Here is a 19,801-nt window from a genome sequence, read left to right on the forward strand (position 1 = left end):
CCCTTGTATATCCGTCCCGGCTCCCCGCCCGCGCGGGAAATAAGCCACCCCCCCCGGCTGGCGCCCGCCCCTAACGCGCCCGCCTGCCTGGCACGATCGAACGGTCGGGCCCTTCAGTTGCGGCTCGCCGGCACAAGGATTGTGTTCTAGTGGGTTTGCAAAACCTAAGACTGATGATCCGTCGAAGGCACTTACCTCAACATCTCCGCGTCCTTTGGCACGCCCGCATCGATCGGCTCGGCCGTCCTGTCCGACACGGCGGCGATCTTCCCGGCGGCCGACAGGTTCGGGCGCACGAAGACCGGCGCGACGCCGTCGACGCGGCTGTAGAGGTCGATAATGTCCTGATTCATGAAGCGCACACAGCCGGAGGAAGCGTTCTTCCCGATGGAATCCCACTCCGGCGTGCCGTGCAGCCGGTACATCGTGTCCTTGCCGTCGCGGAAGAGATATAGCGCGCGTGCGCCCAGCGGGCTGTGCGGGCCGGGCGGCATGCCGTCCTTGTATTTCGCAAGTTCCGGCCGGCGCTGGATCATCTCCGGCGGCGGCGTCCAGACCGGCCACTTCTTCCTCGCCTGAACCACGGCGCTGCCGGTCCGAAACCGGCCTTGCCGAGGCTGACGCCATAGCGAATTGCCTTGCCGCCGTCGCGCACCAGATAGAGGAAGTGCTCGGAGGTATCGACGACGATCGTGCCGGGTTTTTCTCCGGTCGGATCGGACACGATTTGGCGCACGAATTTCGGATCGACCTTGGCTACCGGGATTGCCGGCAGTTGATAGCCCTCGTCGACGCGCGCCGCATACATACTTGCGGCATCGCCGAAAGCCGGATCGCTTGGCGCCGCGGTCACTGGCGGCGCCGCTACGTCCGTCGTGGTGCACGCCGAAAGAGCCACGGAGGCCGCGCCCAAAGCGGATGCACCAAGAAACGCACGCCGGTTCAGGCGCTCAAAAAACAGCGGAATATCGGACATGAACCCCCGGCTTGCCCATGAGATCTAGGAAAGATGCGGCCCCACGCGTGCAGGATCAATATACGATTCCGGAAGCTTTGAGAACATGATTGGATCAAGGCACGCCAGGCGGAATTCGCAACGCTGCGTCGACCTGTCTCGTTAAATCGGCAATCATTGCGGACCGGACTCAAGATAGCCTTCGCCGAGTTGCCTGCCATGGACGACAAGATGCCCGCACGCCGGCGGACCAGCGACCTCACCAGTGGACCTATCCCGCGTACATTGCTGCTGTTCGCCCTGCCGGTGCTCGGCTCCAATGTTCTGCAGTCGCTCAACGGCTCAATCAATGCCGTCTGGGTCGGTCGTTTCCTCGGCGAAGCGGCGCTGACCGCCACGTCCAATGCCAACCTCGTGCTGTTTCTCATCCTCGGCACCGTCTTCGGCATCGGCATGGCGGCGACCATCCTGGTCGCGCAATCGGTCGGCGCCCGCGATCTGCCCGAAGCCCGCCGCATCGTCGGCACCAGTGCCACCTTCTTCTTCCTTGTCTCGGTGGTGTTCGCGGTCTGCGGCTGGATCTGGGTCGATACAATCCTCAATGCGCTCGGCACGCCGGCCGATGCGTTGCCGCTGGCGCGTTCCTATCTGCGTATCATTTTTCTCGCCGTACCGATGATGAACCTGCTGTCCTTCGTCATGATGGTGCTGCGCGGCGCCGGCGATTCGCGCACGCCTTTCCTATTCATGGCGCTGGCCGTCGTGCTCGACGTCATTTTGAACCCGTTGCTTATTCTCGGCATCGGCCCGTTCCCCGAACTCGGCATCGCCGGCTCGGCCACCTCGACGCTGATCGGCCAGACGGTAAGCGTGCTTGCCATCCTGATCGTGCTTTATGCGCGCAAGCACCCGCTGCGGCTGGCCGGCGTCAATCTTGCTCTGCTGCGGCCGGACCCGGCGCTGCTGCGCATTGTCGTCTTCAAGGGCGTGCCGATGGGCCTGCAGATGATCGTCGTCTCGTCCGCGGCGCTGACTGTGATGGGCATGGTCAATGCCTACGGCTCGCAGGTCGCGGCTGCCTACGGCATAGCCGCCCAGCTCTGGACCTATATCCAGATGCCGGCGCTCGCCATCGGCGCCGCGGTCTCGTCCATGGCGGCGCAAAATGTCGGCGCCGGGCGCTGGGACCGGATCGGCCGCATCGCCGCGTCCGGCGTCGGCTTCAACCTTGTGCTTACCGGCGTGCTTGTCGCGCTGCTGTTCGTATTCGATCGCGCGGTGCTCAGCCTCTTCCTCAGCAGCGACAGTGCAGCGATCGACATCGCCACTCACATCAACAAGGTCGCATCCTGGTCCTTCATCCTGTTCGGCATCACCATCGTGCTCTTCGCCACTGTGCGTGCCACGGGCGCGGTGATGCCGCCGCTGATCATCCTGGTGATCTCGGTACTTCTGGTGCGCACCAGCTTCGCCTATTTCTTTCGAAGTGCGATCGGTGAGGAAGCGTTGTGGTGGAGCTTTCCGGCCGGCTCTATAACCTCGCTCGTGCTGGCCGCGGCCTATTATCGCTTCGGCCGCTGGCGCAGCCTGCACATGATCGAAAGCCGGCCGGCTGCCGGCGAACCGCCGGATACCGGCCTCGGCGTACCGCGCCAGCGCGCGCATCTTTCGCCCGAGACACCGAACGGCTGAAAGGTCGGCTCAGCGCGCGTATTTCGCGCCAAACCCGAGAGCGACCAGGGAAAAGACGACAATCATGCCGGCAAAGGCCAGGCTTGCCACGGTCGCACCTGCCACCGTCGACAGAACGCCGATGCCGATGACCGGCAGCGCGTTGCCGCAAAAACAGCAGATGAAGAAGGCCGAGACGACTTCGGCGCGCCGGGCCGCCGGCGCGATCTCGTTCACCACTTGCAAGCCGCCGCGATAGCCGAGCGCTGCCGCCACGCCGCACAAGGCGGTCCCGGCAATCATTATGGCCATCGAGGCGAAGACCTGCGCCGCAACAATCAGCGCGACGGTTGGGATCATCAGCGCAAGCGCCGCGAACATCGCGGCTCGGCTCGAAAGACGTGCCGTCACTACAATGGTGGCGGCCGTCACGATTGCCAATTCAAAGAACAGAGCGCCGGCTTCGGCATGGTTGGTTACCTGCAGCTGCTGCGCCAAAATGCTCGGTGCGAGTGCTGCATAAAAGCCGACCAGCGCCATTGCGCCAAAGCCGGTCACCGCCGGCGCAACGAAACTTGCGCGGATGTCATCGGGCACGGAAAGCCGCGGCCGCATCGAAACGTCAGCCAGTTTCCCCGGCCGCGAAACGGTTTCCCGCGTGCGCCAGACCAGCAGGGTTACAGTCGCGAGCATCGCCAGGTAGACGACGAATGTCAGCCTGAGCGGCCAGGGCGCGTATTCGGCGAGCAACCCGGCCCCCAGCGCACCGAGGCCGAGGCCGAGAAAATTGGTGCTGGTGGCAATCGTCGCCGCCTGTGACTTGTCGTCGGTCGGGAGCAATTCGGCGAGCCAGGCGGTGCCGGTGCCCGCGCCGACGCCGATTCCCAGTCCGCTCAGAATTCGGGCGATGTCGAGCCAGGCGACATTTTCGGCGAACAGGAAAACCACCGCGCTGACGACGGCCACCGCCATCCCGGCCAATGCCATTGGACGGCGCCCGATGACATCGGACACACGCCCTAACATCAGAAGCGCTGCCAGATTGCCGATGACATAGACGGCGTAGACCAGCGTCAAAGTGATCTGCGAGAAGCCGAAGACCTGCTTGTAGATGATGTAAAGTGGCGTCAGCGCCGTGCTGCCGGCGAAAAGGGCCGCAATCATGGCGGCCACGGCGGCCGCTGCAGCGCGGCCGCCGAGTTCGTGATCGCGCGTCATGACTTGAGCGTGAGCTGTCATTTTTTCGACCTTTTGCTGTTCGGGATCTGACATCCTAACGCCTTTTTCGCGTCAGCCGTTCCCCCTCCCCGGCTTGCTCCTGACAAGTTTGGCATCTTTGCCGATGGCGCTGAGCGAGATCCTCTTTTAACTTCAGCGGATTGTCAGGGGAGATTCATGGGCAAGGGACGAGTCGAGGCATTCACCGATGGCGTGGTCGCCATCATCATCACCATCATGGTGCTGGAATTGAAGGTGCCGCATGGCGAGGATTTTTCCGCGCTGGCACCAGTCTGGCCGATATTCCTCAGCTATGTGCTGTCCTTCATCAATGTCGGCATCTACTGGAATAATTTGCACAACATGTTCCATACCGTGCAGCGGGTCGACGGCCGCGTGCTGTGGGCGAACCTCAACCTGCTGTTCTGGCTATCGCTGATGCCGGCGACGACAGCCTTCATGGGTGAGAACCATTTCGCGCCGGTGCCGGTTGCCGTCTATGGCGTCGACCTGGCGCTCTGCGCCATCGGCTTCAACATCCTCACCCTGGCCCTGCATCGACTGCACGGCAACGAGACTCTCTTCGCCAGGGCGTTGGGCAATGACCTCAAGGGAAAGATCTCGCTGGTCCTCTATCTTTCCGCCATCGCGCTGACCTTCGTCAATCACTGGATCGGTGTCTCGATCTATGTCCTGGTGGCGATGATCTGGTTCGTGCCGGACAGGCGCTTCGAGCGGCTGATCGAGAAATAGGCCCCCTCTAGCCTCGCATTGCTTTCAGCTTTTCCGCTACCGAAGCGGCAAGGTCGGCGTAGCGCTCCTCCAGCCGCTCGGCCGCCTTGATCACTGAAAAATCATGGCCGAATTTTTCCAGCGCCATGCGCAGCTTTTCGACAAATTCGGCCTGTTTTTCGAGCGCCGAAAACAGCGTTTTCACTTGCGCTTCGCTGATGTCGGGATTGGCGAGCATCTGCGGCACCTCGCGGCTCATCTGGTCGCCGGTTGCGGTCTGTTCTTTCAGGATCTCGATCCAGTCGGTCAATCGTCAGGTCTCCTTTTTCGATATCAGCATGCGCAGCGCCCGCCGACGCGGTCAACCCGAAGATGCCGGCACCGGCCTGCGCGAGTCTCGTTCCGCGCTAAGTTCGCCGCGGCCAGAACAGGAGAAAATCATGACCACCGACGCCGAGATCCAGACCGCCCTGCCCGCACTTGCCTCAGGCAATGTCGCCGTCGTTACCGGCGCGGCCAGCGGCATCGGCCTTGCCGCCGCCAAAAGGCTGGCGGCGATGGGCATGAAGATCGTGCTGGCCGATATCGGCGGCGCACGCCTCGATGAGGCCCGGCGCGCCGTCGCCGCCATCGCCGGCGACAGCGCCGTGATTGCCATTGCCACCGACGTTTCGAAAGCCGACGAGCTCGACCGCCTCGCCGAAAGGACGTCCGGCACTTTCGGCGACGTCTCGCTGCTGATGAACAATGCCGGCGTCGGCAACAATCCCGGCAAGCCGTGGGAAAGCCGCGACGCTTGGAAACGGCTGCTGGACATCAATTTCTGGGGCGTCGTCCATGGCGTCGAGGCGTTCGCGCCGCGCATGCTGGCGGCGGGAAAGCCCGGCCTGATCGTCAACACCGGCTCCAAGCAAGGCATTACCACGCCGCCCGGCAACCTCGCCTACAACGTTTCCAAGGCGGGCGTGAAGACCTATACCGAAGGCCTGGCGCACGCGCTGCGCAACGAGCCGGGCGCCAGTGTCGCGGCGCATCTGCTTATCCCCGGGTTCACTTTTACCGGCCTGACCGAAGGCGCCGCCGAAAAGCCGGCCGGAGCCTGGACCGGCGAGCAGGTCATCGACTTCATGCTGGCCTCGCTGTTGCGTGGCGATTTCTACATCCTGTGTCCCGATAACGAGGCGACCCGGTCCATGGACGAAAAGCGCATGGCCTGGGCGATTGGCGACATCATTGAGAACCGTCCTGCTCTGTCGCGCTGGCATCCGGACTACAAGGATGCTTTCGCGGCATTCATGACACGCAGCGCATGATCCCGAACCGAAGATCACCGTAGCAAAGAATCGGATCCGATGTTCGCAGGTATGCGCCGGACCTTTATATCACGCCGCCGCATGCTTCTTCGTGTTCCGCTTCTTCGCCATGGCTTTCTCGGCTGCCAACTCGGCAAGCTTCTGATCATGCCGCTTCGCTGCCTGTTCGCATTTCTTGCGGATCTCTTCGACTTCGGTCTCAGTCAGGTGTTCGATACCGATGAAGGTGTTCTGGGCTGTGCTGACCCGGATCAATTCGTCGAGCTTCGCCTGGATCGCGGCGCCATCGCGGTTCTGGGTGTTCTGAATGAGAAACACCATCAGGAAGGTGACGACCGTCGTGCCGGTGTTGATGACGAGCTGCCACGTGTCCGAAAAGCCGAACATCGGCCCGCTTGCAGCCCAGACGACGATGATCAGGAAACAGACGGCAAACGTCGGCGGCAGGCCGGCAAAATGGGCGACGTTGTTGGCGATCCTGGTGAAAAGCTTCTCAATCATTCAAACTCCCTCAGCAGCCGGGCGACGAACCCGGACGGAAGCCGAGTTCATTGTGTCTGCAGAAACAGTTGGCAGCCGCTCCTGGTTCCCTCGCGGCGGAAGGTCGCGGGTACATTGTTGGAGGAGCAGATCGCGCAGGCCGTCGGACCGCTTGCAGATAGCCCGAACTCAGGCGGCGTCGTTTTCCCAGCGGTCGAGGAAAGCCTCGATGGGCAAGGCCTGCATGTCGGGGACTGCCCTGGCCAGTTTCTCGACCGGCCAGTCCCACCAGGCAAGACGTTCGATCCGGGCCGCAGTTCCCGCGCTGAAGCGCTGCCGCAATGGCCTGGCCGGAACGCCGGCGACGATTGCATAGGCCGGCAGGTCTCGCGTCACCACCGCGTTGGCACCGACGATCGCGCCGTTGCCGATCACTATGCCAGGCATGATCACGGCGCTATGGCCGATCCAGACATCATGGCCGATGCTGACGGCTCTCGCCCGCCGCCGGTCGCGGAATGCCTGATCGACACCCAGCCAGCGGAAGTACTCGTTGGGCCGATAGCTGATTTTGTGCTGCGTCAGCCGCTCGACCGGATGCTCCAGCGCATTGATGCGGCTGTTGGCGGCGATCGAGCAGAATTTGCCGATCGTCGTATAGATCGCCTCGGCGTGGCGCTCGAAGTAGGAAAAGTCGCCGACCGTCACCTCGCGCAGGATGACCCGCTCGCCGATCGACGCGTAGCGTCCAAGCTTGCACGCCTTCAGCTCCGCCGTCGGATGGATGCGCGGCTCGGGATCTTTCAGGACAAGGTGTTCGGGACGGTCCATGCGCGCGCTTTACGCCCGCGCGCATAGTCTCGCAAGCCGAGTGCAGCGCCGCGCATCCGTTTGGACGCGCCAAGGACCCTGTAGCACCTTCAGTCTCTATTTCGGCTTGCCGCTGGTCCACACCACGTTCTGGCCGTAGAGCGGCACGGTGGTGACCGACATTTTTGCCGAGCCATCCTGCACCTGGCGTGAATGCGACAGGTAAATCAGCGTCTCGTTGGCCTTGTCGTAGATGCGGTTCACCACCTGCTTTTTCCAGATCAGGCTGATGCCTTGCTTGAACACCTCCTCGCCGGCCTCGCTCATGTCGATGTCGCCAATGGTGATCGGCCCGGTCTGGCGGCAGGAGATCGAGGAATCGGACGGGTCCTCGAACCAGTTGCCTTTCTGCAGGCGGTCGATCATGCCACGGTCGAAATAGGAGACGTGGCAGGTCACGCCCTCGACCTTCGGATCCTTGATCGCCTCGACGATGATATCGTTGCCGAGCCAATCGACGCCGACCTTGCCGACTTCCTCGGCGGCGGCCGCGCCGGCGCCAATGACAAGGCATGCGGCTAACGCGCCGCCAATCAGTTTTCGCAAAGAGGCCTCCTGCGGTTCAAATTTTGCCGACCTCAGGTGGGACGAACGGCAGCGCTTTGCAAGCAGATCGCCTCCCACAGGATTGCCGGTTGCGGCAACGCGACATCTTTGCGTCGGCGCGACCGAACCGCTAAGAGTGTTCGCCAAGCCAGGGCCTTCACGGCGCCAACCCGGCGCCCGATGGAATAACGACGGACTTTCACTGATGATGCGTTCAATTCTGGTCGGTATTCTCGTCCTGATGGCCGCCGGAATCGGCTGGCTCACCTTCGACTGGTACCGCGGACATTATGGCGGCGAGCCGTTCGGAGCACCGTTCACGCTGGTCGACCAGAAGGGCGCGCCGGTCACCGAAGCCGCGTTTCGCGGCCACCCCAGCGTCGTCTTCTTCGGCTTCACGCACTGTCCGGAAGTCTGTCCAACCACGCTTTTCGAGTTGGCCGGCTGGCTGAAGACAATGGGCGACGACGGCAAGAACCTGCGTGCCTATTTCGTTACGGTCGACCCGGAGCGCGATACGCCCGAAATCATGAACACCTATGTCAGCAATTTCTCCGATCGCATCCTCGGCATATCAGGCGATCCGGACAAGGTCCACGCCATGGCCAAGTCCTTCGGCATCTACTGGAAGAAAGTCGACACGAACGACGGCGACTACACGATGGACCACACCGCTTCGGTGCTGCTGCTCAACGGCAAGGGCGATTTCGCCGGCACCATTGCCTATGGCGAAAGCCCGGACGCCGCCATCGCCAAGCTCAAGCGGCTGGCGGCGGAAGGTTGACGTATCCGGGAATGACGCAGACGCGTTTGTATTTCACCGCGGGCAAGATCGAGGCTGATCGCATCTTCGCGGCGCTCGGTGCGGCGTTCGACGAAGAGGGCCTGCCGGTTGCGGTGCTCGAGGTCGACGAGGACCGCGATATCCACGAAGTATCGCTCTATGCCGACGACGACGTCGATGCGGTCGAGGCACGGCTTAGGGACATCCTGGCCGGACTGTCGCTGTCGAAACCGATAGAGCGAGAAGCGCTGCCCGACATCGACTGGGTGGCGAGCTCGCTGGAGGGATTGAAGCCGGTACGGGCCGGGCGCTTCTTCGTCCACGGCGCGCATGACCGCAGGAAGCGCCACAGCGGCGAACTCGCCATCGAGATCGAGGCCGGCCTTGCCTTCGGCACCGGCCATCACGGCACCACCGCCGGCTGCCTCGAAATGCTGGAGCAGGTCATACAGCGCGAGCATCCGCGCAACGCGCTCGACCTTGGCACTGGCAGCGCGGTGCTCGCCATCGCGGTGGCCAAGCTCGCGCATGTTCCGGTGCTGGCAACGGACATCGACCCGGTCGCCGTCAAGGTGGCCGCTGCCAATGCGCGGCTGAACCACGTCAAGGGGCTCATTGAAACGGTAGCGGCGCCCGGTTTTCATCATCCGATCTTTGCCGCGCGTGCGCCCTTCGACCTGATCGTCGCCAACATATTGGCGCGGCCGCTGATGCGTCTGGCGCCGCAAATGGCCGGGCATATCGCGCTCGGTGGCTCGATTGTTTTGTCGGGCATCCTCGAGCGCCAGCGCGATGCGGTAATCGCGGCCTATGTCCGCCAGAAATTCCGGCACGTCCGCACCTTGCACCGCGAGGGCTGGGTGACGATTCACCTCAAGCGCTGAGGCGCGACGCTTTCAACGCAAGCCGGAACCTGCTCGGACCTAGCGCGAGTTCGCCGCTTTCTTCAGCTGTTCGCGATCGTAGCCGTGAGCTTTCAGCGTTTCGTCATCAAAGCCAAGCAGAACGCCGCTCACATACCGGCTCGCTTCGCGCTGGCGAGCTTCGATCAGCGCTTTCACAGCGTTTCTGAAAAATCCGCGTCTGGCTGAAATCGAGGACATGACGGTCTCCTTTGCAGGGCAACAGGACTTTTCCTCCACGTTAAGAAGGTAAGCTCTGCTGACGCTTTTTGAAATCGCCGATTCTGCATGGCCTCCATGCACAAAAAGACACTGCGGCGACCAGGGATGATCGTTCCGAAAATCGATTCCGATTTTCGAAGTCATGCGCTACGGTCGCGCCATCATTCGAGGAGAGCCGACATGTTCCAGTCCTTCGATTCCGCCGGCGATCCGGCCGTTGGCAAGCCGCGCGTGGCAATGCTGCGCCAATGGTTGGCGTCGAACGGGCTGGATGGCTTCATCGTGCCCCGTGCCGACGAGCACCAGGGCGAATATGTCGCCGACCGCTCGGCACGGCTGAAATGGCTGACCGGCTTCAGCGGCTCGGCCGGTGTCGTCATTGTACTTGGCGAGCGCGCCGTCATGTTTGTCGACGGGCGCTACACGCTGCAGGTGCGCCAGGAGGTCGATCTCGACATCTTTTCGATCGAGAGCCTTGTCGACAACCCGCCGGCCAACTGGATCAAGGACAATCTCGGCAAGGGCGTGCGATTGGGCTTCGATCCGTGGCTGCATACGATCAGCGACGTCAAGGCGCTGAAAGCCTCGGCCGAGAAATCCGGCGCGACACTGGTGCCGCTCGAAGAGAATCCGATCGACGCGATCTGGCAGGACCAGCCTGGACCGCCACTGGCGCCGGTCGAGATCCACCCGATCGGCTTTGCCGGCGAACTGGCTAAGGACAAGCTGGTGCGGCTGGCAGCGGCCATCGAGAAGGATGGCGCCACCCATGCCGTGCTGACCGACCCCTCCTCGATTGCCTGGGCCTTCGACATCCGTGGCGGTGACGTACCGCACACACCGCTGGCGCTCGGCTTTGCCGTGCTGGCCGCCGACGGCTCGCATCTGCTTTTCATGGACCAGCGCAAGTTTTCGCGCACCGTTGCGGCCTACCTGACGCAGCTCGCCGAATTGCACGAACCAGGTGAATTCGGATCGGCAATCGTCACCCGGGCCAAGGGCGGCGCAAAAATCGCGCTGGACCCGGTTCTCGCGGCGGACAAGCTCAGAATGCTGGTCGAGGATAATGGCGGCACCGTCATTGCCACGGCCGATCCGGCCCGCATTCCACGCGCAACAAAGAACAAAGCTGAGATCGCCGGCGCCCGCGCCGCACATCGCCGCGACGGCGCCGCGGTCGCCAAGCTGCTGTGCTGGCTCGACCGCCAGAAGCCCGGCACGCTCGACGAAATCGCCGTTGTCACCAGGCTTGAGGAGACGCGCCGTCAGACCGGCGAAGAAACGCAGATGCCGCTGCGCGACGTATCGTTCGACACCATCTCCGGCGCCGGCCCTAACGGCGCCATCATGCACTACCGCGTCTCCCGCGCCACCAATCGCAAGCTGGGGGATGGCGAGCTGTTCCTGCTCGATTCCGGCGGGCAGTACCAGGACGGCACCACCGACATCACCCGCACCGTGCCGATCGGCGCGCCGACCGAAGAGATGCGCGAACGCTTCACGCTGGTGCTGAAAGGCATGATCGGCATCTCCATGCTGCGCTTTCCCCAGGGCACGCGCGGCTCCGAAATCGATGCGGTGGCGCGCCTGGCGCTATGGAGACACGGCTGCGATTTCGCCCATGGTACCGGGCACGGTGTCGGGTCCTATCTTGCCGTGCATGAGGGCCCGCAACGTATCGCCAAGACCGGCACCGAAAAGCTGCTAGCCGGCATGATCCTCTCCAACGAGCCCGGCTATTACAAGGAAGGTTCCTACGGCATCCGCATCGAGAACTTGATTCTGGTGACACCGGCCGAGGCAATCGAGGGCGGCGACATCGCCATGCACGGCTTCGAGACACTGACGCTGGCGCCGATCGACAAGCGGCTGGTCCGATCGGACCTTTTAACCCGCGACGAGTTGCATTGGCTTGACGAATACCATGCGCGCGTACTGGCCGAGATTGGACCGATGCTCGACGGCGAAACGCTGGCCTGGCTGGAAAAAGCAACCGCCCCTCTGCCGCACGACTTCAAGCAATAGCCGCGGCCGCAACGCCGAGTGACAGACTTTGCTCCGCAAGCAGTCCCTGCAAAGCCGTGACGTTGGGAGAATCGGCTCCCTTGCGCCAAAACAACACCGTGACGGCGTTGTCTTCGTCAGCGGGCAGTTCGTGCAGATTTAGCCAGTGGCTCTCTGGGAAACCCGAAAGCACACTTTTCGGCATCAGCGCTATGCCCATGCCAGCCACCACGCAACCAAGGATGGCATGGTATGAACCAAGCTCGATGGTTTTCTCGGCCATGAACCCTCTTCGCGCATACCATTGTTCCAGCCGCCGGCGGTGCGGGCAGCCGTGCTCGAAGGCTATCATTGTTTTGGGCATGTCCAGGCGGTCGTCGATCGAAACGCGCGATGCCGCCGAGACAATGACCAGCTGCTCGTGAAATGCGGGCAGCTTTTCGAACGGAGCGTCGGCGATCGGCTCGGCGGCGAACGCTGCATCGAGGTCGCCGGCAAGCATGGCCGTCGCGAGAACCTGCGGATTGCCGGTGCGCAACTGGATTTCCACGTCGGGATGACGTGCGTGATATTCGGCGAGCAGACTTGGAAGCCGTGCCGCGGCGGTGCTCTCCATGGCACCTAGGCGAAGCGTGCCGCGCGGGCGTGGATCAAGCATCGCCGTTCGCGCCTCCTCTGCAAGCGCCAGCAACCGATCCGCATACCCGACCAATTTGTGACCGGCGGGCGATACGTGCAGGCGCTTGCCCTCCCGGATAAACAGCTGCACGCCGAGATCCTCTTCGAGCTGCCGGATGCGTGTGGTCACGTTCGATTGCACGCGAAACAGTTTTTCCGCCGCCCTGGTGATTCCGCCCTCGCGCACCACCGTGCGGAAGATGCGCAGATCGGCCAAGTCCATACATCTCTCCTGGAGAACATAACGATCTTAATTATTCATTTTAGCTGATTATGCCTTTCCCGTAAATCGCCGGTGTAGCTGCCGATGAACACGGCAAACCTGGCGAGATGGAAATGTCGCGTGAGCCCTTCGGCATCCAGCCGACCGATCTAAGCGCATTGACGCCGAAGCAGCGCGAAGCGCTCTATAGCGACGCCGTCCGTCGCGCCCACCAGAAGAGATCGGAGGCGATCCGGCTGAGCCTGTCGCGGGTCAGCGCCGCAATAGTCGCTGCGGTAAAGCGCATGTGTGCTCTCGCCGCCAAGGCAAAAGTCGATCAGCCGACGACCTGCCGCGCGAGGATCAGCACGGCAGCACCCGCCAGGAACATCGCCATAAGGCCGCCGCGCAGCGAGACCAGGCCGGCGACGACCAAGGCCCCCCATTCCGCCGGTCCGGCGCTCAGCGCTGCCGGCGCCACAAGCGTGGTCAGCACCGCCGCCGGCACGGCGTTCAGCCCGGCCTCAACACGCGGATGGATATGGTCGAAGCGTGAGATCACCAGATGACCGCCAATGCGTGTCAAATAGGTCGCGATCGAAGCGGCGACGATGATCCACAACGTCGTGCTCATGGTCGTACCTCCACGCCGCTGTGGCGGGGCGGCAGGATGACGGCGAGCAGCACGCCGGCCAGCGCGCCGATGGAGACATGCCAGGGCGAGCCGACCGTCTTGTAGGCAATGATGGAGGCGGCAGCGCTTGCGACGACCACCGGCAGCCACAGCGGCCGCTTGCGGAAGCTCATGACCAGGCCGAGAAAATAGATCGGCAGCAGGAAGTCGATGCCCAGCGCGTGGGTGTCGGGAATAAGTTTGCCGAACACCGCCCCGAGCGCGCTTTCGATGACCCAGAACACGTAGACCGGCAGCCCGAGCCCCATATACCAGGCAAAGCCGACGGTCTCGCCGGCCTCCGCCTTGCGCTCGGCCACCGCGAACTGCGGATCGGTCAGCACGAAGTAGCCTATCGCCTGCTGCACCAGCGGCCAATGCGCGATTCGCCGGCCGATACCGGCCGAATAGAGCACATGCCGAAAATTCACGGCGAAGATCGACAGCACGATCAGCCACGGCGCGACATGCTGCCCGAACAGCTCGATGCCGACCATCTGGCTGGCGCCGCCGAACACCGTCGCGCTCATCAAGAACGCCTCGATCACGGAAAAGCCGTTGTCGACGGCGAGCGCCCCGAACAGCAATGCAAACGATGCCGACGCCACCACGACGGGCATGCTCAGCCGCACGCCGTCCCAGAAATCGCTTCTCGCACCGTTTTCGGAGATTGCTTCCGCCGACATCGACCGCTCCTTGGGAAGGGCCGTATGTAGAGAGGGCGGTCCGGCTTGTCACACCAATTCGCTTGAGGCAAACGATCAGCGGAAATGATAGCTGAAGCATCGCGGCAAGTTCGCTTCCAGACTTGTGGACAAAATCAGAGGCTTGGTACCTGAGCGCATATTCGTTGGCGACGATCGGTCCTTGCCGAAGCGACGGCCATAGACCAACCTGCTGGGCCGGACAGGTGGTTCCAATGAGCGAATTTTTCATCGATCCAAAATTCGGCCGCCTGGCCTTCGGCGCCGATCCCGGCAGCTATCACGCGACGCGACCTGGGTATCCTGATTGGGTATTCGAAATTCTATGTGAGCGGTGCCGTCTCGCGCATGGCACGGCGACGTTCGAGATTGGCGCAGGTACAGGAACTGCAACGCGCCGCTTACTCGAACTGGGCGCGAGCCCGTTGCTCGCCATTGAGCCGGATTCCCGCCTCGCGACTTTCCTTTGCGAGACTATTCAGGACAAGGCGCTCTCGGTGAGCGTCTCTGCCTTTGAGGATGCCGTCCTTGAGAAGGCCGGTTTTGATCTCGGTGTCAGCGCCACTGCCTTTCATTGGCTGGATGAGGACACGGCGCTGATCAAGGTCGCAGAGCTGCTTCGGCCGGGCGGCTGGTGGGCAATGGTCTGGAATGTATTCGGCGACGACAGTCGCCCCGATCCCTTTCATGATGCGACCAAGGCGCTGCTTGACGGGCCTTCGAGCCCGTCGGCGGGCTCAAATGGTATTCCGTTCGCCCTTGATGCCGAGGCCCGCGTGGCGGCACTGGAGCGAACCGGCGCGTTCGATGCCATCGAACATCGGACAAGTGTCTGGTCGCTCGTCCTCGATCCTGACCAGACGGTCGCCCTCTATGCCACTTTTTCCAATATCAACATCCGCAGTGACCGCGAAGCAATCCTGGCGGAGCTGGGTCGCATCGTCCGCGACGAGTTCCAAGGCTCCATAACCCGCAACATGACCACCAGCCTCTACACTGCGCGGCGCAGCTGACCGTCTGACTTTTCCGCTAGCGCTGCGAAGCCTTGCCTTCGATCGCCCTGCCCCAGTCGAGCAGCGGTTTTGCCCGCATGACGAAGTCGACGAGTTCGTCGACCAATCCAGCTCCGTAGATATCCGCCGGCTCGATTGCGTGCCGGACGGCGAAATGCCGGTTGCGGATGGCGGCCACGAGATCGGGCTCGATAACGTGCTCGAAGCCGCGCGGCGTGCGCTTCATACAGCCGTCCGGGTCGAGCTCGAGATCATTCTTCTTCAGCGCCGCGACGAGCGTGCGGAACTCAGCGGGCCGCTTTGCGATGGCGTTGCGCAGCGCCAGCAATAGCTCCGGTCCGGGCTGCCACCAGGCAACAGCGGCAAAGCAGCGCTCGAGCCCGATGTGGATGTAAAACACGCCCTGTTCCATCTTGGTGCCGTCGGGCGAAAGGATCGCCGACAGATGCCGGTTGTAAGGCCGTTTGTCCTTGGCGAAACGCACGTCGCGATTAATCCGGAACAGCGACTTCTTGCGGTCGCCGCGCAGGCCGAGCCCCAATGCCGTGAAGCGCTCGGAGAGCGCCTCGACCAGATCGCCGAAGGGATTGCGCAGGTCCCGCTCGAAGAGCTCGCGGTTTTCCAAAAACCACTCCCGGCTCTGATGAAAATCCAGTGCCTTGAGGAAGGGAATGGCCTTGCCACCGAAACCATTGAATTCAGCCGGCATCACGAGCCCTTGCCGATCCGCTCGAGCCAGGCATCCTCATCGATGACTTCGATACCGTGTTCGGCAGCCAGCTTGAGCTTGGAGCCAGCACCGGGCCCGGCGACGACGAGGTCGGTCTTCGCGGAAACCGAGCCGGCGACCTTCGCGCCGAGACGTTCAGCCATCGCCTTGGCCTCGGGGCGCGTCATCTTTTCGAGCGTGCCTGTAAACACGATCGTCTTGCCGGCGACCGCACTATCGGCTGAGACGTTCACGATGTACGGCTTCGGGTGGACCTGTGTGAGCAGCGCTTCAAGCACGGCGTCGTTGCGTTCATTGCCGAAGAAATCGCGAAGAGCGCCTATCACGCTATCGCCGATGCCGTTGATCGAAGGAAAAACGCTGTGTGGATCGGCTGCCGCTGCTGTCTCCTTGCCAATGCGGATCAACTCCTCGACCGTCGAGAAGGTTCGGGCGAGCACAGCGGCCGTCGTTTCGCCGATATGGCGGATGCCCAGCGCAAAGATGAAGCGATCGAGTTCCGGTTCGCGGCGAGCGTCGATGGCAGCGAAGAGCTTGTCGAGACCTTCATAGTTGCGTTCTTCGACACCGCGTACATTCTTCCGCGTTTTGCCCGATGCGGCCTCACGCTGTCTGGCCTGCTCCTCCCGCCGCTCCGCCAATGCCTTGATGACGGCGGGACGGCGATCCCGGAGAGTGAAGATATCGGCTGCTGTCTTGACCAACCCGGCATTGAAGAACAGGTCAATGTTTTCAGCGCCCAGGCCTTCGATATCCATGGCGCCGCGTGACACGAAGTGACGCAATCCTTCCACGGCCTGGGCGGGGCAGATCAGCTCGCCGGTGCAACGTCGGCGGGAATCTTCCTTGCCGGTCTTCTCGTTGATCTCGCGCGTTGCCGGCGAGCCGCAGATCGGGCATTTGTGCGGGAATTCGTAGGGCACGGCGTCTGGCGGACGCTTGTCGACGACGACGCTGACGATCTGCGGAATGACGTCCCCCGCCCGCTGGATGACCACCGTGTCGCCGATACGTATGTCGTTGCCGTCGCGGATCGGCTGGCCGTTGCTGTCCAGACCCTTGATGTAGTCTTCGTTGTGAAGCGTGACATTTTCGACCACGACGCCGCCGACCGTGATGGGGGCAAGCCGGGCAACCGGCGCCAGCGTACCGGTACGGCCGACCTGAATGTCGATCCTGCGCACGGTCGTCATCGCCTGTTCGGCCGGAAATTTGTGAGCGATGGCCCAGCGTGGTTCGCCGGTGACGAAGCCCCATCTGCGCTGCAGCTCCAATTGATCGACCTTGTAGACCACGCCGTCGATGTCATAGCCAAGCGAGGAGCGCTGGGCCTCGATGAGGTGATAATGCGCGATCAGTTCGTCGACCGACTTTGCCCGGACCATCAGTGGACTGACCTTGAACCCCCATTCCGCGAATTTTTGCACGGAATCGTATTGGGTCGGAGCTGGATCCTTCGAAGTATAGCCCCAGGCGTAGGCAAAGAATTTGAGGTTGCGGCTGGCGGTAACGGACGGGTCCTTCTGACGGAGCGACCCGGCCGCCGTATTTCGCGGATTGACGTAATCCTGGCCGCCGATCGCCGCCGAGCGTTGCTTCAGCGCCTCGAATTCCGCGTAGGTCATATAGACCTCACCGCGTATTTCGATGACCTCGGGCCAGCCCGATCCCTTCAAGGTCTTGGGAATGTCGGCGATGGTCTTGAGATTGGCGGTGATGTCCTCGCCGACGACGCCGTCGCCGCGCGTTGCCCCCTGCACGAACACACCGCCTTCATACCGCAGGGAAGCCGATAGCCCGTCGATCTTCGGCTCTGCCGTGAAGGCGATGTTCAGATCCTTGTCGCGATCAAAGAATCGCCGGCCCCGTTCTATGAAGTCCGCGACGTCCTGGTCGGTATAGGCCTTGGCCAGGCTGAGCATCGGTACCGCGTGCCGCACCTTGGCAAAACCTTCCGCCGGCGGCGCGCCGACCCTGCGCGAGGGCGAATCCTCGCGCACAAGATGCGGGAACCGCTGTTCGATGGCGAGATTGCGCCGGGTCAGCGCGTCATATTCCGCATCCGTGATTATCGGCGCGTCCTCGCCATGGTAGCGCCGGTCGTGCTCGGCGATCTCCTGCGCCAACCGCATCAACTCGCTTGCCGCCTCGCTTTCGCTGAGCGAACCGACTGGTTTTTCGTCCATGCACTGCTCCCTCCACGGTGGCGCGACACAATAGAACAGGATTCTCTCGTCAGGGAGAGACCAGACGCCGAAAATCATTCCTGAACAGCAGGATGGCGCCATACCCTGACTCAGGTCGCGAGCGCCGGAAACGAACTCGTCTGGAGCAATTCCAGGAAAACTGTGAAACGGTTTTCCGTCCGGAATTGCGCAAAACAAAGAGGTAGAGCGGTTCGGCGTTTCCGGAAGGATGAACCGCTCTAGGCTGCCGCGGTGTTCTCCCGCAGCAGCCGCTCGGCCGCCGCGCGCGCCTCGTCTGTAATGGTGGCGCCGGCGAGCATGCGTGCGATCTCTTCCTGCCGTGCCGCCCGGTCCATCTCGGCGATGCCGGTCGAGACCCGGTCGGCACCGCCTGATTTGGAGATGAGGAAATGCGTCGCCGCGCGCGCGGCCACTTGCGGTGCATGCGTGACCGAAAGGACCTGCACGCGTTTTGCCAGCCGCGCCAGCCGCTGGCCGATGGCGTCGGCAACCGCGCCGCCGACGCCGGTGTCAATCTCATCAAAGACCAAAGTCGGCGCCGACCCGCGATCGGCCAGCGCGACTTTCAACGCCAGCAGGAAGCGCGAAAGCTCGCCGCCGGAAGCGACCTTCATCATTGGGCCGGGCCTGGTGCCGGGATTGGTGCGCACCCAGAACTCGACCTGGTCGATGCCTTCTTCCATGCGGCTCTCGGCATCGCTTGCGATCTCGACGATGAACTCGGCCCGTTCGAGCTTCAGCGCCGGCAGTTCGGCCATTACCGCCTTGGTCAGCCCGACGGCCGCCGCATGGCGAAACGACGACAGCTGGGCCGCCGTAATGTCGTAGGCCTGGCGCGCCGCTGCAGCCTGTTTCTCCAGCGCATGCAGGCGCTCCTCGCCGGCGTCGAGATCGGCAAGGTCGGCAGCCATGGTGTCACGCAATTGCGCCAGGTCATCCACGGCGACGCTGTGCTTGCGCGAGGCGGCACGCAGCGAAAACAGCCGCTCCTCAGCCTTCTCCAGCCGCTGCGGATCATATTCGGTCGCGCGAAGTGCTGCTTCGACGCCCGACTGCGCCGCGTCGAGCGACAGCATCGCTTCGTCGAGCGATTTGACGACGTCCTCGAGCAGCCCCGGCGCTTCGGTCGCCTTTCGCTGCAGCCGCCTGAGCAGGCTGGCCAGTTGCGGCAAGGGCGAGGACGGGCCCGAGAGCACATCCTGCGCATCGTGGATTTCCGAGGCGATCTTTTCGGCACGCATCATCGAGGCGCGCAGTTCGGCCAGTTCGGTCTCTTCGCCCGGTTGCGGATCGAGCCTGGTCAATTCGGCGACCGCAGCACGCAGATAATCGGCCTCACGGGCAGCTGCCTCGACTTTGGCCCGGTGCCGTGAAAATTCCTGCTCGCAGGTACGCCAATGCCGCCACGCCTCGCCGGTTGCCCGAGCAGCGCCGAGATGGCCGCCGAAACTGTCGAGCAACTCGCGATGGGCGCCGGGATCGACCAAAGCGCGCTCGTCATGCTGGCCGTGGATCTCGACCAGCGCACGGCCGATGTCGCGCATCAGCGTCACGCTGGACGGCTGGTCATTGACGAACACGCGCGTGCGGCCGTCAGCCGTCTGGACGCGGCGCAGGATGATGTCGCCGTCGTCCTCGATGGCATTCTCGGCAAGCAGCATGCGAGCCGCGTGGTTGCGCGGTACGTCGAACACGGCGATGATCTGGCCTTGTGCCGCGCCATGCCGCACCAGCGAAGCGTCGCCGCGGGCGCCAAGCGCCAGCGACAAAGCGTCGAGCAGGATAGATTTTCCGGCGCCGGTTTCGCCGGTAAGGACCGAAAGGCCGGACGAGAAGTCGATGTCCAGCTTTTCGATCAGAACGATATCGCGGATCGACAGTCTGGAGAGCATGGTGA

Annotated in this window: 19 protein-coding genes and 1 pseudogene; 7 read left to right on the forward strand and 13 right to left on the reverse strand. The window is 62.9% G+C overall.

Annotated elements, in window-relative coordinates; translation table 11 throughout:
- Positions 1 to 191: 191 nt before the first annotated feature.
- Positions 192 to 976, reverse strand: a pseudogene (locus NKI63_RS22105) (L,D-transpeptidase).
- A 198-nt stretch (positions 977 to 1,174) separates the two neighbouring features.
- Between NKI63_RS22105 and NKI63_RS22110 the strand changes: the two are divergent.
- A complete protein-coding gene (locus tag NKI63_RS22110) occupies positions 1,175 to 2,647 on the forward strand; it encodes an MATE family efflux transporter (RefSeq protein WP_352505619.1) in 1,473 nt (490 codons plus the stop codon).
- 9 nt (positions 2,648 to 2,656) lie between these two features.
- On the opposite strand, the gene NKI63_RS22115 is transcribed toward NKI63_RS22110, so the two are convergent.
- The gene (locus NKI63_RS22115) at positions 2,657 to 3,865 is read right to left on the reverse strand and encodes an MFS transporter (RefSeq protein WP_352687594.1); all 1,209 of its coding nucleotides are present in this window, start codon (positions 3,863 to 3,865) and stop codon (positions 2,657 to 2,659) included.
- A 156-nt stretch (positions 3,866 to 4,021) separates the two neighbouring features.
- Here NKI63_RS22115 and NKI63_RS22120 point away from each other — a divergent pair, with 156 nt between their 5' ends.
- Positions 4,022 to 4,597 carry a TMEM175 family protein gene (locus tag NKI63_RS22120; protein WP_352505617.1) on the forward strand — a complete coding sequence of 192 codons (576 nt, stop codon included), beginning with the start codon at positions 4,022 to 4,024 and terminating at the stop codon, positions 4,595 to 4,597.
- Between the two features lie 7 nt (positions 4,598 to 4,604).
- Here NKI63_RS22120 and NKI63_RS22125 read toward each other — a convergent pair whose 3' ends face one another.
- Positions 4,605 to 4,886, reverse strand: a complete 282-nt coding sequence (locus NKI63_RS22125) for a hypothetical protein (protein ID WP_029351415.1) — start codon at positions 4,884 to 4,886, stop codon at positions 4,605 to 4,607.
- 130 nt (positions 4,887 to 5,016) lie between these two features.
- On the opposite strand from NKI63_RS22125, the gene NKI63_RS22130 reads away from it, so the two are divergent.
- Entirely contained in the window at positions 5,017 to 5,889 is an 873-nt protein-coding gene (locus NKI63_RS22130; RefSeq protein WP_352687592.1) for an SDR family NAD(P)-dependent oxidoreductase, read from the forward strand.
- Positions 5,890 to 5,958: 69 nt separating this feature from the next.
- On the opposite strand, the gene NKI63_RS22135 is transcribed toward NKI63_RS22130, so the two are convergent.
- From NKI63_RS22135 to NKI63_RS22145, 3 genes are all read right to left on the reverse strand, one after another.
- Positions 5,959 to 6,390, reverse strand: coding sequence for a low affinity iron permease family protein (locus NKI63_RS22135; RefSeq protein ID WP_031211766.1), 432 nt, complete (start codon positions 6,388 to 6,390; stop codon positions 5,959 to 5,961).
- 168 nt (positions 6,391 to 6,558) lie between these two features.
- Positions 6,559 to 7,200: a DapH/DapD/GlmU-related protein gene (locus tag NKI63_RS22140; protein ID WP_352505614.1), complete on the reverse strand. Its 642-nt coding sequence runs from the start codon at positions 7,198 to 7,200 to the stop codon at positions 6,559 to 6,561.
- Between the two features lie 96 nt (positions 7,201 to 7,296).
- The gene (locus NKI63_RS22145; RefSeq protein WP_254818969.1) at positions 7,297 to 7,785 is read right to left on the reverse strand and encodes a CreA family protein; all 489 of its coding nucleotides are present in this window, start codon (positions 7,783 to 7,785) and stop codon (positions 7,297 to 7,299) included.
- Between the two features lie 205 nt (positions 7,786 to 7,990).
- On the opposite strand from NKI63_RS22145, the gene NKI63_RS22150 reads away from it, so the two are divergent.
- On the forward strand, positions 7,991 to 8,569 hold the full coding sequence (locus NKI63_RS22150) for an SCO family protein (RefSeq protein WP_352505613.1): 579 nt from the start codon (positions 7,991 to 7,993) through the stop codon (positions 8,567 to 8,569).
- 11 nt (positions 8,570 to 8,580) lie between these two features.
- Complete coding sequence (locus NKI63_RS22155; RefSeq protein ID WP_352823281.1) at positions 8,581 to 9,453, forward strand: 50S ribosomal protein L11 methyltransferase; 873 nt, start codon at positions 8,581 to 8,583, stop codon at positions 9,451 to 9,453.
- 39 nt (positions 9,454 to 9,492) lie between these two features.
- Here NKI63_RS22155 and NKI63_RS22160 read toward each other — a convergent pair whose 3' ends face one another.
- A complete protein-coding gene (locus NKI63_RS22160; protein ID WP_254818972.1) occupies positions 9,493 to 9,837 on the reverse strand; it encodes a hypothetical protein in 345 nt (114 codons plus the stop codon).
- A gap of 36 nt (positions 9,838 to 9,873) precedes the next feature.
- Between NKI63_RS22160 and NKI63_RS22165 the strand changes: the two genes are divergently transcribed.
- Entirely contained in the window at positions 9,874 to 11,718 is a 1,845-nt protein-coding gene (locus NKI63_RS22165) for an aminopeptidase P family protein (protein WP_352505611.1), read from the forward strand.
- Here NKI63_RS22165 and NKI63_RS22170 read toward each other — a convergent pair.
- The 3 genes from NKI63_RS22170 to NKI63_RS22180 all read right to left on the reverse strand — a co-directional run bounded on the left by NKI63_RS22170 (position 11,708) and on the right by NKI63_RS22180 (position 13,936).
- Complete coding sequence (locus NKI63_RS22170) at positions 11,708 to 12,598, reverse strand: LysR family transcriptional regulator (RefSeq protein ID WP_352752497.1); 891 nt, start codon at positions 12,596 to 12,598, stop codon at positions 11,708 to 11,710. The genes NKI63_RS22165 and NKI63_RS22170 overlap by 11 nt on opposite strands.
- A 316-nt stretch (positions 12,599 to 12,914) precedes the next feature.
- Positions 12,915 to 13,211 carry an AzlD family protein gene (locus NKI63_RS22175; RefSeq protein WP_254818975.1) on the reverse strand — a complete coding sequence of 99 codons (297 nt, stop codon included), beginning with the start codon at positions 13,209 to 13,211 and terminating at the stop codon, positions 12,915 to 12,917.
- Entirely contained in the window at positions 13,208 to 13,936 is a 729-nt protein-coding gene (locus NKI63_RS22180; RefSeq protein ID WP_352823285.1) for an AzlC family ABC transporter permease, read from the reverse strand. Before NKI63_RS22180 ends, NKI63_RS22175 begins: the two co-directional genes overlap by 4 nt.
- A 233-nt stretch (positions 13,937 to 14,169) precedes the next feature.
- On the opposite strand from NKI63_RS22180, the gene NKI63_RS22185 reads away from it, so the two are divergent.
- A complete protein-coding gene (locus NKI63_RS22185) occupies positions 14,170 to 14,967 on the forward strand; it encodes a class I SAM-dependent methyltransferase (protein ID WP_352505607.1) in 798 nt (265 codons plus the stop codon).
- 16 nt (positions 14,968 to 14,983) lie between these two features.
- On the opposite strand, the gene NKI63_RS22190 is transcribed toward NKI63_RS22185, so the two are convergent.
- The 3 genes from NKI63_RS22190 to recN form a co-directional block, all read right to left on the reverse strand.
- Positions 14,984 to 15,676, reverse strand: coding sequence for a DUF2461 domain-containing protein (locus NKI63_RS22190; protein WP_352505606.1), 693 nt, complete (start codon positions 15,674 to 15,676; stop codon positions 14,984 to 14,986).
- On the reverse strand, positions 15,676 to 17,883 hold the full coding sequence (gene ligA, locus NKI63_RS22195) for an NAD-dependent DNA ligase LigA (RefSeq protein WP_352505605.1): 2,208 nt from the start codon (positions 17,881 to 17,883) through the stop codon (positions 15,676 to 15,678). Before ligA ends, NKI63_RS22190 begins: the two co-directional genes overlap by 1 nt.
- 239 nt (positions 17,884 to 18,122) lie before the next feature.
- A complete protein-coding gene (gene recN, locus NKI63_RS22200; RefSeq protein ID WP_352505604.1) occupies positions 18,123 to 19,796 on the reverse strand; it encodes a DNA repair protein RecN in 1,674 nt (557 codons plus the stop codon).
- Positions 19,797 to 19,801: the final 5 nt, after the last annotated feature.

Source organism: Mesorhizobium sp. M0410 (assembly GCF_040321435.1).
GTDB lineage: Bacteria > Pseudomonadota > Alphaproteobacteria > Rhizobiales > Rhizobiaceae > Mesorhizobium.

Coding starts and splice junctions, on each gene's coding strand:
- NKI63_RS22110 (WP_352505619.1), top strand. CDS start 1,175: ATGGACGACAAGATGCCCGCACGCCGGCGGACCAGCGACCTCACCAGT.
- NKI63_RS22115 (WP_352687594.1), bottom strand. CDS start 3,865: ATGACAGCTCACGCTCAAGTCATGACGCGCGATCACGAACTCGGCGGC.
- NKI63_RS22120 (WP_352505617.1), top strand. CDS start 4,022: ATGGGCAAGGGACGAGTCGAGGCATTCACCGATGGCGTGGTCGCCATC.
- NKI63_RS22130 (WP_352687592.1), top strand. CDS start 5,017: ATGACCACCGACGCCGAGATCCAGACCGCCCTGCCCGCACTTGCCTCA.
- NKI63_RS22135 (WP_031211766.1), bottom strand. CDS start 6,390: ATGATTGAGAAGCTTTTCACCAGGATCGCCAACAACGTCGCCCATTTT.
- NKI63_RS22140 (WP_352505614.1), bottom strand. CDS start 7,200: ATGGACCGTCCCGAACACCTTGTCCTGAAAGATCCCGAGCCGCGCATC.
- NKI63_RS22150 (WP_352505613.1), top strand. CDS start 7,991: ATGATGCGTTCAATTCTGGTCGGTATTCTCGTCCTGATGGCCGCCGGA.
- NKI63_RS22155 (WP_352823281.1), top strand. CDS start 8,581: ATGACGCAGACGCGTTTGTATTTCACCGCGGGCAAGATCGAGGCTGAT.
- NKI63_RS22160 (WP_254818972.1), bottom strand. CDS start 9,837: ATGACTTCGAAAATCGGAATCGATTTTCGGAACGATCATCCCTGGTCG.
- NKI63_RS22165 (WP_352505611.1), top strand. CDS start 9,874: ATGTTCCAGTCCTTCGATTCCGCCGGCGATCCGGCCGTTGGCAAGCCG.
- NKI63_RS22170 (WP_352752497.1), bottom strand. CDS start 12,598: ATGGACTTGGCCGATCTGCGCATCTTCCGCACGGTGGTGCGCGAGGGC.
- NKI63_RS22175 (WP_254818975.1), bottom strand. CDS start 13,211: ATGAGCACGACGTTGTGGATCATCGTCGCCGCTTCGATCGCGACCTAT.
- NKI63_RS22180 (WP_352823285.1), bottom strand. CDS start 13,936: ATGTCGGCGGAAGCAATCTCCGAAAACGGTGCGAGAAGCGATTTCTGG.
- NKI63_RS22185 (WP_352505607.1), top strand. CDS start 14,170: ATGAGCGAATTTTTCATCGATCCAAAATTCGGCCGCCTGGCCTTCGGC.
- NKI63_RS22190 (WP_352505606.1), bottom strand. CDS start 15,676: ATGCCGGCTGAATTCAATGGTTTCGGTGGCAAGGCCATTCCCTTCCTC.
- ligA (WP_352505605.1), bottom strand. CDS start 17,883: ATGGACGAAAAACCAGTCGGTTCGCTCAGCGAAAGCGAGGCGGCAAGC.
- recN (WP_352505604.1), bottom strand. CDS start 19,796: ATGCTCTCCAGACTGTCGATCCGCGATATCGTTCTGATCGAAAAGCTG.